Here is a 17,144-nt window from a genome sequence, read left to right on the forward strand (position 1 = left end):
CGGGGCGGGACGAGGCGGCCGCTCAGGCGCTGCGGCGCAGCTCGAGGTACCACCTGGGCAGGGCCAGGGCGACGTAGAGCGTGTAGCCGACCAGCATGAGGCCGTACACCCACACGAACACCACGGGTGCGGAGCGCAGCATGAGCACGAAGCACATGAGCCCGTAGTCGGTCGGCGCCGAGAGCACCGCCTTGGTGAGCCCGGGCCTGCCCTCGCCGCTCGCCAGCGGCGTGCCCCCGTGGTAGCGCAGCTGGTAGGTGAGGATGTAGCTGAAGAAGTGGATGTTCTGCACGGCCCCGAAGGCCAGCGGCACGAGCAGCACCGCCGGCCCCGCCAGATCATCCAGGCTGAAGCGGAACAGGCTGATGGCGATCGCCGCATGGATCGTGGACAGCTTGATGACATCGGCCACATGATCGAGCCACTCCCCGGCCCTGGAGCCGCCGTGCCGCAGGCGCGCGAGCTGGCCGTCGGCCGAGTCGAGCGCGTAGCCCACCATGAGCAGCAGGGATGTGAGCACCGCGGCCACCACCGACGGCGCCCAGACGGCGATGAGCACGACGGCCAGGTAGGTGCAGCAGGCCGACAGCAACGTCACCTGGTCGGGCGTCATGCCGACGCGATGGGCGACGGCGGCGAGCACACGGCCCGCCGGACGGTTGATGACGCGCGAGTAGAGCGGGGCACCCGCGTTGGACTTCTGGGCCGCCGACAGCGCGCGGATGGACTCCGAGACGCGGGGTCGGGCGACGGGCGCGGATGTGGTTGCGGACATCATCTCTCCGGTTGGGTCGGGAAGGGTGGATCGGGGCTCTCAGTATCGTCGGAGGCGGCACGCGGATCGGACGCCCTCGGACCGGCGCCGCCCGGACCGACGGCGGGCTCGCCGTCCAGGACGACAGTACGCCCGTTCCCGCCCGCGGGCGTGGAGGTCGGGCCGCCGGCGCCCGTCCGAGCGGCCGCGAGGACGGCCTCCCCGGGATCCTCGTCGAGCGCCTCGTGGGACTCGCGGGGGGCGGCCTCGGGGTGCTCGAGACCGTCGCCGGCCTCCTTCGCGCGCCGACGCCGCAGGTCGTGGGCCACCCACAGGGCGTAGGGCACGAGCTGGCACACGATCACCGTGATGACCGAGCCGGCCAGCGGCCCCGCCGCCCCCAGGGGGGCGATGAGCACCCAGGACAGCGCCAGGTTCGCCGGCACCACGATGAGCACGGGCAGCATCTGGGCGCGCAGCCCCCGCGGATCGGTCATGTACATGCCCAGGGGCTGCTTGGCGGCCTCGACGACGACGTTGGCCACGTTGGCCACCAGCAGCGCCGTCGGCAGGACGATCTGCCCCTTGGACAGCAGCGGGGCGGCCCACGGCGCCACCGCCGCCAGGCAGACGCCCAGCGCGCCCCCCGACGCCGCGAAGGCGGCGGCCGCCCCGAAGGGGGACTCGACGCGGCCGTCGGCGCGCGCCTTGGCGAAGTGCGGCCACATGGCCATGCCCGTGGCCGTCACCGTCTGCGTGAGCATGTTGAAGAGCTGGAAGGCGAGGTTGTACTGGGCCAGGGTCTGCCCGCCCCCCAGGTGGGACAGCAGCAGGCGATCGGTCTGGAAGGCGATCGGGATGACGAGGGCCTGGACGAGCGAGGGGCCCGCGGTGTCGATGATCTTCACCCCGCGCACCCGGTGCAGTCGGGGCACGTCGCGCAGCGCCCCCGCCAGCAGGGGGCGGGTGGCCCGCCAGGCCACGACCACGCAGATGATCGACACGAGGGTGTTGGCCACGTAGGACAGCCCCGACACGGCATTGCCCGCGTCGATGCGGGCAATGACGACGACCAGCAGCATGCAGGTCAGGGCCGGGGAGACGACCCCCTGGCTGATCACCTGGGTGGCGGTGCGCCCCATGCCCACGACGACCCGCTGGCCGACGCTCAGCGGCAGGGCCGCGGCGTACACCAGCAGGCAGAAGGAGGCGGTGGCCCCGCCGCCATCCATCAGCTTGGCGCCCAGGAGGGTCGGCCACGCGCCCAGCAGCCCGAGCACGATGCCGGTGGTGGCGATGACGAGCGCGGACCCGAGGAGCACGCGGATCGCGGTGGTCAGAGTCCGTCGCACGATCATGTCGTGACGAAGATCGCTCGACCCGGCCACCGTGTTGAGGATCACCGCGCCGATGCCCAGATCGGTGAACGGCATGAGGTTCGGGAAGGACGCCAGCAGCCCGTACTGGGCGTAGGCGTCGGCGCCGAAGTGGCTGGTGATGAGCCGGGTGTTGATCAGGCCGAAGATCCCGGCCGCCCCCATGACGACGATCTTGGCCAGCGCGGTGCGGCGCACCGGCCCCCAGGCGCCGGACCGAGGCGCCGAACGAGTCCAAGTCATGGGACGATCTCCTCACCAAAAGCTGGTCAAGGGTGGATAATATGGGAGATGCGCGCGTAGGGTGACTCCTCTCACGCGCGTTCCGCCAGGGGTCGTCGTCACGGTAGCATCATCGGACGACCGCCCCGACGGCGGTCGCGACAATCGGACACGTTCAGACAAGTTCAGAGACAGTAGAGACAGTTCACAGACATCGCCTCGAAGAACTCCAGAGACGTTCTGGAGCCGGAGGCCTCAGAAGACATTCCACACCCGACCCCTGATATCCCGGACCTAACGCCATTCACGGAGACACCTTGCAGCCCACAATCCCGCTCCAGTCCCCACAGCGCTCCGCCTCGAGGCGCTCGCTGCGGGCGGGCGCGCGCGGCTACCTCCCCCCGCTGGACTCGCCCGGCTTCACCTCCTGGCCCGTCATGCGCCGCGACCTGCTCACCTGGCTCCTCCTGGGCGACCTCGCCGCCATCGTGGCGCCCACGCTGCTGCGCGCCCTGCTCAGCTCGACCGACGTCCTCGCGGCGTTCATGACCCTCGCCACCGGCACAGCCACGATGCTGCTGGCCTGGGCCCTCGGATCGCTGCGGGTCGATGTCGTCGACCAGGCCCGTTCCGGGTGGGGCCGTCTGCTGACCGCGGCGGCGGTGATCGCGCCGATCGCCATCATCGTCAACCAGGCCCCCCCGCTGTCGTCCTCCACCATCGTCCTCCTCGTCCTGCTCGCCGTCCAGACCGCACTGGCCATCGTCAACAGGAGCATCGAGAGCGCCTGGCTGCGCCGCTGCCGCATGGACGGCCACGGCCTGCGCCGCACGCTCATCGTCATGGGCACGGGCGCGGAGGTCATCCTGCGTCAGCTGCACCGCCACCCGGGCGACGGCTTCCTGGTCGTCGGCTACCTGTCGGCCACCACCAGCCGCTCCCCCTCGGCCGCTCCCCTGGGCGACGCCGACTCGATCAGGCACACGGTCAACTCCGAGCACATCGACGTCGTCATGACCCTCGGCGGCGTGACGCCGGACTCGCTGGTCTCCATCATGCGGGCCCTGGAGACGACCTCAGCCCGCCTCGTCGTCGCCCCCGGTCTCCAGGACGTCGTTCCCGGACGCATGCGCGGCCTGCCGGTCACGCACGGCTGGAGCGGTCTCATCGACGTGCGCCTGCGCCGGGTGCGGCTGGTGACGAAGGACCTCATCGACCGCCTCGCCGCCATCGCGCTTCTCCTCGTCGCCGGACCGGTCCTCCTCACCGCCGCCGCGGCGATCCGCCTGGACTCCCCCGGTCCCGCCTTCTACACCCAGACCCGCGTGGGGGAACGGGGCCGGCACTTCACCATGTTCAAGCTCCGCTCGATGTACATCGACGCGGACGCGCGCCGTGCGGCCGTCGTCGCCGCCGGCGGAGACGCGGGCAACAAGGTGCTCTTCAAGGACCGCCAGGATCCCCGCATCACCCGGGTGGGGCGCATCCTGCGCCGCACCTCCCTGGACGAGCTGCCCCAGCTCCTCAATGTGCTGCGCGGGGACATGAGCCTGGTCGGTCCCCGGCCGGCGCTGCCCCAGGAGGTCGCCGAGTACGACGCCGAGGCCCGTCGCCGTCTCCTCGTCAAACCGGGGCTGACCGGCCTGTGGCAGGTCTCGGGACGCTCGGATCTGTCCTGGGACTCCACGGTCGCCCTGGATCGGCACTACGTCGAGAATCGCGGCGCACAGCTCGACGTGGAGATCCTGGCCAACACTCTGAAGGCGGTCGTCGGGGGACGGGGAGCCTACTGATGCTCACCGGCTACGTACCCGGTGGCTTCGACATGCTCCACATCGGTCATCTCAACATCCTCACCTCCGCCGCCGCGCGGTGCGACCGCCTTGTCGTGGGGGTGGCCACCGACGACTCCCTGGAGCGCATGAAGGGGCGCCCGCCCATCGTGCCCCAAGCCGAGAGAATGGCCCTGGTCAGCGCCCTGCGAATGGTCGACGCGGTCGTGCCGGACCTCGATCAGGACAAGCGCCTCGCCTGGGAGCGCTCCCCCTTCGATATCCTGTTCAAGGGCACCGACTGGAAGGGAACCGAGAAGGGCGACGCCCTCGAGGCGCAGATCATGGAGGTGGGCGCACGGGTGGTCTATCTGCCCTACACCCCCACCACCTCCTCGACCATGCTGCGTCGTGTGCTCGCTCAGGAGGTTGCTGCGCGCACCCCCGTGCCGGACGGGAGGTGACTACGAGTGCGCATTCACGTGCCGCGACGCCCACGCCTGCGTCGCGGTTCCCCGTTGGCGCGCCGCAGGCTGTCCACCGTGCTCGTGTTCCTGGCGTTCGCCGCGCTGGCGGCCGCGGCCTGGTTCCACAAGGGGGCCTCGCAGGCCGACGTCGAGCTCAACGACGGCGGGGTATGGGTCACCAGCACCACCCAGCACCTCGTGGCGCGATTGAACTACCCCTCCCGTCAGGTCGACGGCGCCATCCGCACGGCCTCGGACAGCTTCGACGTCACCCAGAGCGCCGACCACGTCCTGGTCCCGGACACGGCCGCCTCCTCCGTCTCCACCGTGGACCCCACGACCGTCTCGCTGTCCGCGGGGACGCCGCTGACCAGTGGCGTCACCGTCTCCCAGGGCGCCGACCGGGTCATCTCCGTCAACTCCGTCGAAGGCACCGTGCGCGCCACCACGGTCAGCACCGTCGGCTCGCTATCGACGTCCCCGGCGCTCATCGAGAACACGCCGGACGTCGTGGCGGTGGCCGGAACCGACGGCTCCGTCCATGCCGTGTCCGCCAAGACCGGCACGATCACGACGGTCCCCGTGCGCTCCACCGGCTGGGACAAGCCCAGGACCGAGTCGGTGTCGCTCACGGCGGGCACGGACGTCGCCGTGACCGCCGTCGGGAAGCAGACCGTCGTCCTGGAGCGAGGCACGGGCGTGCTCCACCTGCCCGACGGCAAGACCATCGACCTGGGCGAGTCGGGGCTGTCCCTTCAGCAGCCGGGTCCCGACTCCGACACCGTCCTGGTCGCCTCCCGCACCTCTCTGCTGAGCGTGCGCATGGACGGCTCGGGCTCCACGACGCTGCCCTCGGCCGACGAGGGGGAGGCCCCCGTCGGCGTGGCCGCCGCTCCGGTGCGCCTGGGCGGCTGCGTCTACGCCGCCTGGTCAGGATCCGGCCAGTTCGTGCGCCAGTGCTCGGGAACCACCGAGACCCGGCACGACGAGAAGCTCGCCTCCTCCACCACCCCCGTCTTCCGCGTCAACAGGGACGCCATCGTCCTCAACGACGTGGCCGAGGGCACCGTGTGGCTCCCGGACGAGGAGCTCGTGCTGGTCGAGAACTGGACGGACGTCACCTCGCAGACGGATGAGGACGCCACCCACAAGGACGACTCGGCCCAGACCAGCGAGTCCCAGTCCCTGCCCGAGCGCACCGAGGAGAACCATGCGCCCGAGGCGGTCGATGACTCCTTCGGCGCGCGTCCGGGCCGCTCCACCATTCTGCCGGTGCTGGCCAACGACTCCGACCAGGACGGCGACGTGCTCACCGCGACCCCCGGTGAGGGCGCGGCCGGCAGCGTGGTGACGCAGGCGCAGGACGGCCTGGCCCTGCGCCTGAACACGGCCGAGGACGCCACGGGCACCCTCACGATCCCCTACACGGCCGACGACGGGAGGGGCCTGTCCGACTCCGCCGTGGCCACCGTCGAGGTGCACCCCTGGGACGTCAACGGAGCCCCCGAGCAGAACACGACGCCGAAGATCGTGGTCTCGGGCACGGCCTCCGCCTCCGCCAGCGTGCTGGGCACCTGGCAGGACCCCGACGGGGACACCCTCTACCTGGTCTCCGCCCAGGGCGAGGGCCTGGACGTGCGCACGACGAACGAGGGCACGGTCACGGTACGGGATCTGACGGGGACCCCGGGCACCCGCCCATTGACGGTGGTCGTCTCCGACGGCCGCGAGACGACCTCGGGGACGGTCGATGTGGACGTGCAGTCCGCCGACGCGGCGGTGCCGATCGCCAACGCCGATCACGTCCACGTCGTCGCCGGCTCCCAGACGGTCTTCTCGCCGCTCGACAACGACTCCTCCCCGACCGGGGAGCCGCTGAGCCTGGCGGGCCTGGAGGAGGCCCCCGCGGGGACCACCGCCGAGATCAACCGGCAGGCGGGCACCGTCACGTTCAAGGCGGAGGCCGCGGGAACCTACTACCTCACCTACGACGTCTCGGCCGGCGCGGCGGTGGCCCAGGGCGTGGTGCGCGTCGATGTCGCGGCCGCCTCCGACTCCTCCGTGCCGCCCGTGCCGGAGAACGACACCGCCCTGCTGCGCGAGGGCGGCGCGGCGACGATCTCCCCCCTGGACAACGACTTCGATCCCTCAGGCGGGATCCTCGTGCTCCAGTCGGCCTCGGCGCCCCCGGAGTCGGGGGTGGCGGTCACCGTGGTCAACCACTCGCTGCTGCAGATCACCGCGGCGGGCGGCGTGCCCGAGCAGGTGGAGCTGGAGTACGTCGTCTCCAACGGCGCCTCGACGGCGACCGGGCACGTGACGGTCGTCCCCATCTCCTCCAGCGAGGCGCAGGTCCCGGTCACGGCCTCCGACACCGCGGTGGTGCGGGTGGGCGACGTCGTCACCGTACCGGTGCTCGACAACGACACCTCGCCGTCGGGGCTGGCCCTGTCGCTGTCCGACGAGCTGGGAACCGTCGGGGACTCGCTGGGCAGCGCCTGGGTCTCCGAGGACTCCGTGCGCATGAAGGCCGGCGATATCCCGGGGCGCACGACCCTGACCTACACGGCCACCGACACGCTGGGCCAGACCGCCACCGGCCGGCTGGACATCGAGGTGCGCGACCGCGACGACGCCTCCAACGCCGCCCCCAGCCCGCAGAACCTGGAGGCGAGCACGGTGGCGGGGGCGCCCGTCGATATCACCGTGCCGCTGGACAACATCGACGCCGACGGCGACTCGGTGAGCCTGGTGGGACTGAACCAGCCCCCGACCGGCGGCACGGTCCAGGTCGATAGCACCTGGCTGACCTACACCCCCACCGACGGCACGACGGGCACGGACACCTTCACCTACACCGTTCAGGACCGCTTCGGCGCCCAGGCGAGCGCCACGGTGCGCGTCGGGGTGGCGCCGACCTCGGCGACGAACACGGCGCCGGTCGCCACCGACGACATGGTGATGGCCAAGCCGGGGCGCACCGTGGCCGTGGACGTGGTCGACAACGACCTCGACGCCGACGGCGACAATCTCGTCCTGGAGGGCACGCCCGTTCCGGACGACGACGCCCTGGGCGTGTCCGTGCGCTCCAACCGCATCGTGCTGAACCTCCCGGCCACCGAGGGCGTCCGCACGGTGCACTACACCGTCTCCGACTCCCGAGGCGGCACCGACGTGGGCACCCTGACCGTGCAGGTGGCCGCCGACGCGCCCTCGGCCAGTCCCGTGGGCGTGGACGACTACGTGACCGTGGACAAGGTGGACGCCGACGGCTCGGTGACCGTACCGGTGCTGGACAACGACTCCGACGCGGACGGCTCCCCCTGGGATCTGACCCTGACCACCGACGACCCGACCGCGCAGGTGGTCGACGGCGAGTCGATCCAGGTGACGGTCGGCGACGAACGGCGCTTCGTGCTCTACACGGTCACCGACGTCGACGGCCTCACGGGCAACGCCGTGGTCGTCGTGCCCGCCCGCTCCGAGCTGCGGCCGCGCCTGAACTCCACCGCGGTTCCGGTGCGCATCCCCGCGGGCCGGAGCACGGACGTGAACCTGTCGTCCTACATCGCCTCGCGCGCCGGGACCTCGCCGACGGTCACCGACACCTCCACCCTGCGCACGGGCAACGGCCTGGACTCGGCGACGGTCGGCTCGAGCGGCGGCACCGTGTCGCTGACGCCGACGGCGGGCTTCCTCGGGCAGACCTCGGTGACGATGACGGTGGCCGACGGAACGGGCGAGGACGCCCTGAGCTCGACCCTGACACTGCCGGTCGTCGTGGAATCGACGACGAACTCCGCCCCCGTGCTCACCCCGACGCAGATCGTGGTGGCGCCCGGCGAGGGGGCCACCACCGCGGACCTGGCCGCCATGACCAAGGACCCCGACGGCGACCGCCTCTCCTTCACCGCCGGATCGGCGTCCGACGGCTTCGAGGCGAGCCTGTCCGGCTCGACGCTGTCGGTCAGCGCGGCCGCGAACGCCTCCATCGGCACCACCGGCAGTATCACCATCACGGTGAGCGACGGGACGAATCCGTCGGTGAGCGCCGAACTGCCGCTGAGGATCGTCGAGTCCACCAAGCCCCTCATGACCACGGCGCCGGCCACGCTGACCTCGGACGGCTCGCCGGTGACGGTGGACGTGGCGTCGCTGGTCACCAACCCCTTCCCCGGCAAGCCCATCACGCTCGCGGAGACCCCGGCGGTCACCTCCGGGCAGGGCAGTGTGTCGGCATCCGGAACGACCCTGACCATCAGCCCCGCCGGTGGCTTCACCGGGCGCCTCGTCGTGGGCTACCGGGTGCTGGACGCCACCGGCTCCGCGACGCGCGCGGTCAGCGGAACGGTGACCGTGACGGTCTCGGGCGTCCCGGATCCCCCGATCGGGGTGAGCGCGGAGCCCCGGGGCGCCTCCTCCATGTCGGTGAGCTGGACGCCCGGGGCGGACCACGGATCGACGATCACCTCCTACACCCTCACCGAGGTCGGCGGCGCCGGCACGTGGCGCTGCACGGGCTCGCCCTGCGAGGCCTCCGGCCTGCGGACGGGCGGCACCTACTCCTTCCGGGTCGTGGCCACCAACGCCTCGGGCTCCTCGGAGCCCTCGGCCGCCTCGGCGCCCACGGCGCTGTCGGCCACCCCGGAGCGGCCGACGGGCGTGACCCTCACCGGGGGCCAGGGCGAGGTCACCGCCTCGTGGGTCCCCGTGGACGCGGACGGCTGGGCCGTCTCCTACGAGGTGCAGCTCGACGACGGCCAGACACAGACGACCAGGGGAACGTCGGCGACCTTCTCCGTGGACTCCGACAGCTACGTCGCCAAGGTCCGCGCCGTCATCCCCGGAGGCGAGGCCTCGGAGTGGGCGACATCGAACGTCGCCGGGCCGTGGAGCGCCCCGGGCAAGCCCGAGGTGCGGAAGACGGACGGCGGGGTCAACATCTCCTGGAGCTCCGCGGGGCGGGCCACGGGGGTCACCTACACCGTCAACATCTCGGGCGACGCCTCGTCGTCGGTCAGCGCCGGCACCAGCACCAGCGCGTACGTCGCCCTGTCCCCCGGCAGCTACAGCGTCACCGTGACCGCCTCCCAGGGCGGCAGCTCCGCGGAGTCGCCGTCCACGGACTTCCAGGTCACGGGCGCTCCGAGCCCGCCGTCGGCGCCGGTCATCGAGGCGCGGGGCGTCTCGGGCGCGCTCGAGGTCGTCACCCCCGCCTACGCGAGCGCGGGCAACGGCTGGACCGCCGACGAGCTCCGTGTGCAGTACTCCATCAACGGGGGCGCCAACTGGAGCGAGAGCACGCAGTTCACCGGCCTGTCGAACGGCACGGCCTACACCGTGCAGGCCCGCGTCGTCGCCACCCGCGACGGCTCGGTCTCCTCCTCGACGACCGGCAACTCGGCCACGCCCTACGGATCCCCCACCTCGCCCACGATGCACTGCGAGGCCGGTGACACCACCGTGACCTGCAGCTGGTCCGGCGGCAGCGACGGCGGCATGGCGACGACCTACGAGCTCTCCGGCCAGAGGTCCGGCACGGTGGCGGCCTCGGGCAGCGAGACGTTCACCGTCGGCCACGGCGCCAAGGTCGAGCTGTGCGTGACCGCGAAGCAGGGCGCGAACCACGGGGCGACCAACTGCGACAGCGCGACCACCGCCGAGGAGTACTCCCGCGACTACGAGGGCGGCGCCGAGTGGGACGCATGGGGCGTCTGGACCAAGAGGCTCACGGTCTCGCTGAGGGGCTGGCCGCCCAACAGCCAGGTCACGTGCCGCGGGACCACGTGGTGGTACTTCGAGGACTCCACGTACTCCACGACGGTCACCACCGACAGCCGCGGGAACTACAGCGACTCCCCGGTGTGGACGGGCGGCGGGTACACCGGCAGGCTCTACACGCGCGACTACAACCCGGGAACCTGGTTCAGATGCGAGTAGTCCCTCCGCCCGCACCGGATCCGCGCCGCGGGGGCGAGCATGACGCGGGCGGCGGCGACGGCCCCTCCCCGCCCGCACCGGATCCGCGCGGTCGGGGCCCGCGGTGCGCGACGGTAACCTACTGCGTGCGACACCGCATCCCCCTCACACGTTCAGCTTTCTAGGAGGCACGCCCGTCCATGGCCCTCTCTCAGGACAATGCGGCATGGTTCGCCGACACCTTCACGCGCATCGTCGACAACGTCGGCCAGGCCCTCCTGGGCAAGAAGGACGTGGTGCGCCTGGCGCTGACGACCATGCTCGCCGAGGGGCACCTCCTGCTGGAGGACGCCCCCGGCACGGGCAAGACCGCCCTGGCCCGCGCGCTGGCCGCCACCGTGCAGGGCACCCACTCGCGCATCCAGTTCACCCCCGACCTGCTGCCGAGCGACATCACGGGCGTGACCATCTTCGATCAGAAGAGCCGCGAGTGGGAGTTCCACGCGGGCCCCGTCTTCGCCTCCGTCGTCCTGGCCGACGAGATCAACCGCGCCTCGCCCAAGACCCAGTCCGCCCTGCTGGAGGTCATGGAGGAGTCCACGGTCACCGTGGACGGCGACCGCCACGAGACCGGCCGCCCCTTCATGGTCATCGCCACCCAGAACCCCATCGAGCAGGCGGGCACCTATCGCCTGCCCGAGGCCCAGCTCGACCGCTTCCTGGTGAAGACCACCATCGGCTACCCCGACCGCGGGGCCCTGACCCGGATCCTCGCCGACTCCGCCAACCCGGACCGCTCCAAGTCCCTGAACACCGTCATCACCGCCCCGGCGGTCGCCCAGATGGCCGACCTGGCCGCGGGCAACCACGTCGAGGACTCGGTCCTGGACTACATCGGCGCGCTCGTGGAGGCCACCCGGGAGTCCCCGGACACGCGCCTGGGCGTGTCCACCCGCGGCGCCATCGCCATGACGCGCGTCGCCCGCGTGTGGGCGGCCTCCCGCGGGCGCCCCTACGTCCTGCCCGACGACATCAAGGAGCTCGCCGAGGTCGTCTGGGCCCACCGACTGGTCATGGACCCCGACGCCGAGTTCTCCGGCGCCACCGCCCGCGGCGTCATCACCCGTGCCCTGGAGGAGACGCCGGCGCCCACCACCCGACTCCAGGCCTGACGGCGGCAGCAGCATGCCCACGCCCCAGCCCCCACCCGCGCGCCCGAGGACGGGACGCGACGGCGCCCGCCCGCGCGACGCCGTAACCTCGGCGTCCCCGGCGCCCTCGGCGTCCTCAGCACCCCCAGCGCACATGTGGCACGAGTCGATCCCGCTGCGCCGCATCATCGACGGCGTCTCCACTCGGAACTGGACGCTGGGCCTGGTCACTCCCACCGGCTGGGCGTGCCTGGCGCTCCTGCTCGTCACCGGTCTGGCCGCCCTCCGTCTGGGCTGGCAGGAGGCGTGGAGCGCGGCCGCGGTCCTGGCCGTCGTCGTGGGCACCTCCTGGTTGTGGCTCCTGCCGCGCGGCGCGCACCACGTCTCCCACGAGCTCCTCGAACCACGAGTCACGGTCGGCGACGAGGCGATCATCCACCTCACGGTCCTCAATCCCACCGGCCGTCCGCTGCTGCCCGCGCGCATGGAGATGCCCGTGGGCCCGGGCACCGCCGTCTTCGCCGTTCCCACTCTGCGCCCCGCCGCCATCCACGAGCGCGGCTTCGTGCTGCCCACCGCGCGGCGCGGCATCGTCACCGTCGGTCCCGTGGTCTCGGTGTCCGCCGACCCCATCGGCCTGCTGCGCCACGAGCGCACCCGCACCCGGGCGCAGCTCGTCCACATCCACCCGCGCACCGTCCGCGTGGGCTCCTCCCTGCACGGCCTCATGCGCGACGTCGAGGGGGCCATCACCCAGGAGCTGTCCAGCTCCGATGTCTCCTTCCACGCCCTGCGCGAGTACGTGCCCGGCGATGACCGCCGCAACGTGCACTGGCGCACCACCGCCCACACCGGGCGTCTCATGGTCCGCCAGTTCGAGGAGACGCACCGCTCCAGCCTGCTGATCCTCCTGGACTGCCTCATCGAGGACTACGAGGTGGAGGAGGACTTCGAGACGGCCGTGTCGGTCGCCTGCTCCCTGGCCCTGGACGCGATCTCCGACGGCCGCGAGGCGACGCTGGCGACCCAGGAGGAGGAGCTGCCCACGGCCACCGGACTGCGCCTGCTCGACGCCTCCTGCTCAGTGACCCCGACCGCCCGGCAGGGCTGCGACGACCTGGCCCGCCAGGCCTCCTCCCGGCACCCCGAGGCCTCCGTCATCATCCTGGTCACCGGGCAGCACTGCGCGGAGCGGACGCTGGCGCACGTGCGCACCCTGACCCCGCTGGACGCGGTCGTGCTGGCACTGCGCTGCGGCTCGAACGCCATGGGACGCCACTCCGCGGGCGGGCTGACCGCCTACGACCTGGACAGGATCGAGTCCCTCCCCCGCATCATGAGGAAGGCCTCGTGAGCGCCCCGGCGCCCCTGGGCGGTCGTCGCGGTCGCGGCGGCCGCGCCACCGGGAACGGCCTGCGGGGCCTGCCGCCGGCGCGGTGGACCGACCTGGGGCTCGTCGTCGTCCTGGCGCTGATCGCCTCCGTCCTGTTCGTGCCGCCCTTCGGCTCGTTCGTCGGCACCGCGGCGGCGGCCGGTGGAGTCGGAGCCGGAGCGGTCGTCGCCCTGGTGTGCACCGGCGCCCGCCTGGGGCCCGCCCCCACACTGGCGCTGGCCGCACTCGTCCATGTGGGCGTGGCCCCGTGGGTCCTTCCCGACGCCGGCAGCGGGTGGAAGGCGGCGCGCGCGGTCCTGGCCGCCACGGTCACGGTGTGGCGCGACTCCCTGACCCTGCCGGTACCGCTGACCGCCTTCCCGGCCATGACGGTGCTGCCGTGGCTGGCGGGCCTGATCACCGGCGTGGTCGCCACGCGGGCGGTCCTGTCGGGTCGGGTGCTCATCGCCGGCATGGCCGTCGTGGCCCAGGCGGGCCTGGCCATCGCCTGGGGGGACCGCACGGTCCTGGCCCCCACCGAGCTGGGCGTCGTCCTGGTCACGGGCGTCCTCCTGCTGTGGGCCATCACGACGCAGCGCGGCAGACGCGAGCGCGTCGTCGAGGTGCTGGAGTCCACGGACTCGGGCGTGGGCCGGGGCTCGCGACGGGGACTCGCCCGGACCCTCGGCCTGCTGATGGTCACCGGCACGGTGGTGGCGCTGGCCCTCCCCGCGGTTCCCCACCACCGGATGGTGCTGCGCGACCTCTTCGAGCCGCCGCTGGACCTCAACGAGTACGCCACGCCGCTGTCCCTGGTGCGAACCCTGGAGACGGACATGGCCTCGACCACTCTCATGACCGCATCCGATGCGAACGAGTCCACTCGTATCAGGGTGGCGGCACTGGACTCGTACGACGGGCTGTCGGCTCGCATCGGCGCATCCGCGAACGGCGCGGCACGCTTCCAGCGCATCGGCCAGGACACCCCGCTGACCGCCGGCGGCGCGGTCGCCTCGCAGGACTCCCGCGAGGTGACCGTGCGCATCGACGACTACAACTTCCCGTGGGTGCCCACCGTCGCGAACACCCTCGGGCTGACGGTCTCGGGCCCCCGCGCGGATCTGGTCTCCCAGAGCATGTACTACGACGTCTTCTCGACCACCGGCATCGCCACTGCGGGTCTGACCGGCGGCGACGTGCTGACCGAGCAGGTCGAGGACCCCTCGACGGCCACGGACGCCCAGCTGACCGAGCTCGGTGTCGAGGACGTCCCCCTGGGGCCCGTCAAGGATGTGCCCCCCTCCGTGCAGACCCTGGCCACGACGCTGGTCGGCTCGACGTCCGAGCCGCTGGCCCAGATCCGTCTGCTGCAGCAGGCCCTGCGCACCGGCTACTACTCGGACGGCACGAAGAGCCCCTCCCCGCCCGGACACGGCGCCGCGCGCATCGCCTCCATGGTGGACGCCGGGACGCTGGTGGGCGACGACGAGCAGTACTCGGTTCTCATGATGCTCATGTGCCGCTCCCTGGGTATCCCGGCACGGGTCGTCATGGGCTTCAAGCCCGCGATGGACGGCAATGCCGCGAACGTCACCGGGCAGGACATCAGCACCTGGGTGGAGATCCCCTTCCACACCATGGGGTGGGTCACCGTCGACGTGGTCCCAGACCGCGACCAGGTGCCGCAGCAGCAGACGACCGAGAAGGTCTCCAATCCCGAGCCCCAGGTGCTTCAGCCCCCTCTGCCCCTGCAGGACCCGGCCCACCTGCCGCCGTCCTACGAGGACGAGGAGCGCGACGACTCCAATGACGAGGACGGTCGCGGGGTGGGCAGGATCGTGGCCCTGGTCACCGGCGGGCTGGGGATCGTGCTGCTGCCGATCGCGACGATCCTGGCGGCCAAGGCCCTGAGACGACGACGACGCCGGCACCGCGACGGTGTCGAGGGCGTCCTCGGCGCATGGGACGAGGTCGTGGACCGGGCGCGCGACTTCGGGCGCGGAACGCCTCCACGGGCCACACGCCGCGAGGCCGCGTCGGCGCTCGCGCCGGCCTTCCCGACCGCCGAGCTGAACCGCTTCGCGGCGGCTGTGGATGCGCAAGTCTTCGGGAAGGGTATACCGTCGTCGTACGCTGTGGGCACAATCTGGGAGTCGGCCGACGCCATGGTTCCGGCCATGGGATCGGACCGCTCCCGGTTACGGCGTCTCGCCGCTCGCCTGTCGCCGCGCTCCTTGGGGCGCTCACGCAGGTCCCGCCCCCGCACGCCCCGACGATCCGCGGATCGTCTCGCATCCAGGAGGAGGAAACGCCAGTGACCTCGACGCCGTCGTACAGCCGGGTCACCGCTCCGCCCGCCGCGGTGAGATACCGGGTTATCGCCGGAACGATCGACCTCGTCGGCTGCGGCGCGCTGTGGGTGGGACTGAGCCTGCTCCTCACCCTGGTGATCCCCAAGAACTTCATCGCGTGGGCCGCAGCGGCCGTGATCATCGTGGTGCCCCGCGAGCTGGTCCTCGCCATCACCGGCTGGAGCCCCGGCGGACGGATCATGGGTGTGCGACTGGTGGACGCGGCCACGGGCGGCGCACCAACGACGCGTCTGTTCATCCACGCCGATCTGCTGTGCGTGACCCTGGGTGCGGGGGCGATCGTGTTCATGCGCTCGGCCGCCGCCGACCCACGAGGGCAGGGTCAGCACGATCGCATGGCCGGGACGATGGCCGTGGACACGCGCTCGCGCTCCGCCGGAGAGTCCGGGCGACAGGTCCCCGGGCGACAGGACTCCGGGCGACAGGCGCCCGAGCAGCGACTTCCGAAGCGGCAGACGCCCAGGCGGCAGTCCATCCGGCACCAGCAGCAAGCGGCCGTCCCTCCCCAGCACGCGGCCCCGAGAACCTCGGCGCGCGCCCACGTGTTCCCCGACAATGCGTTCTTCCTCAGCCCCGACGGCTCCACGACGGACATCGGCAGCACGGTCGATACGACGAGCGCCGTGGTCCTTCCGCCGAGCGCCGACCGCGCCATCATCGACTCCGTGCCCTGGGCCGCGGTACCGACCCAGGTCGACTCCCCCACCGGAGAGGACTCGCCCCTCACGCCCTCCGGCACGGCGAGCTCGCCTCCCGCGGCCGCTGCGACCACAGCCATGCCGACGCCCGCGTCCGACGTCGTGTCGCCACCGGCCCAGTACGAGCCCGTGGCCGTCTCCCCCGTGGCCGCTCCCGCATCGGCTCCTCGCTCGCCGTTGCCGCAGGAGCCCGTCATCGTGCCGTCGGCCGAGTCCCCGTTCTCCTCCCGGCCGACCCCGCCCGCCCGGTCCCGCATGGCGACCCGGTCCGCGGCCGAGCCCATCATCAGCACAGAGTCAATCCCGATCTCGACCCCGGACCCGACCCCGCCGTCGAGCCCGGCGATGGCCTCCGGCCCGCTGGCCTCGGTCCCCCCCGCAGACCCCACCCCGCCGTCGAGCCCGGCGATGGCCTCCGGCCCGCTGGCCTCGGTCCCCCCCGCAGACCCCACCCCGCCGTCCAGCCCGGCGATGGCCTCCGGCCCGCTGGCCTCGGTCCCCCCCGCAGACCCCACCCCGCCGTCCAGCCCGGCGATGGCCTCCGGCCCGCTGGCCTCGGTCCCCTCCGCAGACCCCACCCCGCCGTCCAGCGCGGCGATGGCCTCCGGCCCGGGAACGGATCCGGGCCCTGCGGCGCACCCCGTGGTCTCGGCCTCTTCGCCGTCCGCCGCCCGGGGCAGGCACCGTCACACCGAGGATCCGCGCGCCAACCGTCTGGTCCCGCTGACCGGCGGCGCCCCCATCAAGCTGGAGAGCACCACTGTCGTGGGCCGTGACCCGGACAACATCTCCGACTACCCCGGCGCCGCCTGCGTCTCCTTGAACGACGTGACCCGCTCCATCTCCAAGACGCATGCGGCGCTCGCCCTGGCGCCGGGCGGCCTGTGGATCACCGACCTGCACTCGACCAACGGCACCCGCATCGAGGAGGAGGGCCATGTGACTGTGGCGAGGCCCGGCGAGTCGATCCCCGTGCCCACCGGAGCCACGATCGTGCTGGGCAGCGCCGCATACCGCGTGGAGGACTGACACGTCCGCGCG

At 72.3% G+C, this 17,144-nt stretch carries 9 protein-coding genes; 7 read left to right on the plus strand and 2 right to left on the minus strand.

All coding sequences use genetic code 11. The annotated features are described in order from the left end of the window. Positions 1-22: 22 nt before the first annotated feature. Positions 23-775: a CDP-alcohol phosphatidyltransferase family protein gene (locus G448_RS0107100; RefSeq protein ID WP_026407424.1), complete on the minus strand. Its 753-nt coding sequence runs from the start codon at positions 773-775 to the stop codon at positions 23-25. After that, on the minus strand, positions 775-2,373 hold the full coding sequence (locus G448_RS0107105) for an oligosaccharide flippase family protein (protein WP_026407425.1): 1,599 nt from the start codon (positions 2,371-2,373) through the stop codon (positions 775-777). Before G448_RS0107105 ends, G448_RS0107100 begins: the two co-directional genes overlap by 1 nt. Before the next feature lie 296 nt (positions 2,374-2,669). On the opposite strand from G448_RS0107105, the gene G448_RS0107110 reads away from it, so the two are divergent. The 7 genes from G448_RS0107110 (at position 2,670) to G448_RS18100 (ending at position 17,132) form a co-directional block, all read left to right on the plus strand. Next, positions 2,670-4,145 carry a sugar transferase gene (locus G448_RS0107110; RefSeq protein WP_026407426.1) on the plus strand — a complete coding sequence of 492 codons (1,476 nt, stop codon included), beginning with the start codon at positions 2,670-2,672 and terminating at the stop codon, positions 4,143-4,145. Continuing rightward, positions 4,145-4,588 (plus strand): FAD synthase family protein, encoded by a 444-nt coding sequence (locus G448_RS0107115; protein ID WP_026407427.1) that lies wholly within the window; start codon positions 4,145-4,147, stop codon positions 4,586-4,588. The genes G448_RS0107110 and G448_RS0107115 overlap by 1 nt, the downstream gene beginning before the upstream one ends. A 6-nt stretch (positions 4,589-4,594) precedes the next feature. After that, positions 4,595-10,531: an Ig-like domain-containing protein gene (locus tag G448_RS15555; protein WP_084436458.1), complete on the plus strand. Its 5,937-nt coding sequence runs from the start codon at positions 4,595-4,597 to the stop codon at positions 10,529-10,531. 179 nt (positions 10,532-10,710) lie between these two features. Further along, a complete protein-coding gene (locus tag G448_RS0107125; RefSeq protein ID WP_026407428.1) occupies positions 10,711-11,682 on the plus strand; it encodes an AAA family ATPase in 972 nt (323 codons plus the stop codon). Between the two features lie 13 nt (positions 11,683-11,695). Then, positions 11,696-13,015 (plus strand): DUF58 domain-containing protein, encoded by a 1,320-nt coding sequence (locus G448_RS0107130; protein WP_026407429.1) that lies wholly within the window; start codon positions 11,696-11,698, stop codon positions 13,013-13,015. Then, a complete protein-coding gene (locus G448_RS0107135) occupies positions 13,012-15,351 on the plus strand; it encodes a transglutaminase-like domain-containing protein (RefSeq protein WP_026407430.1) in 2,340 nt (779 codons plus the stop codon). The genes G448_RS0107130 and G448_RS0107135 overlap by 4 nt, the downstream gene beginning before the upstream one ends. Further along, entirely contained in the window at positions 15,348-17,132 is a 1,785-nt protein-coding gene (locus G448_RS18100) for an RDD family protein (protein WP_026407431.1), read from the plus strand. The genes G448_RS0107135 and G448_RS18100 overlap by 4 nt, the downstream gene beginning before the upstream one ends. Positions 17,133-17,144: the final 12 nt, after the last annotated feature.

It is taken from the genome of Actinomyces gerencseriae DSM 6844, assembly GCF_000429265.1.
GTDB classification, from domain to species: Bacteria; Actinomycetota; Actinomycetes; order Actinomycetales; family Actinomycetaceae; genus Actinomyces; species Actinomyces gerencseriae.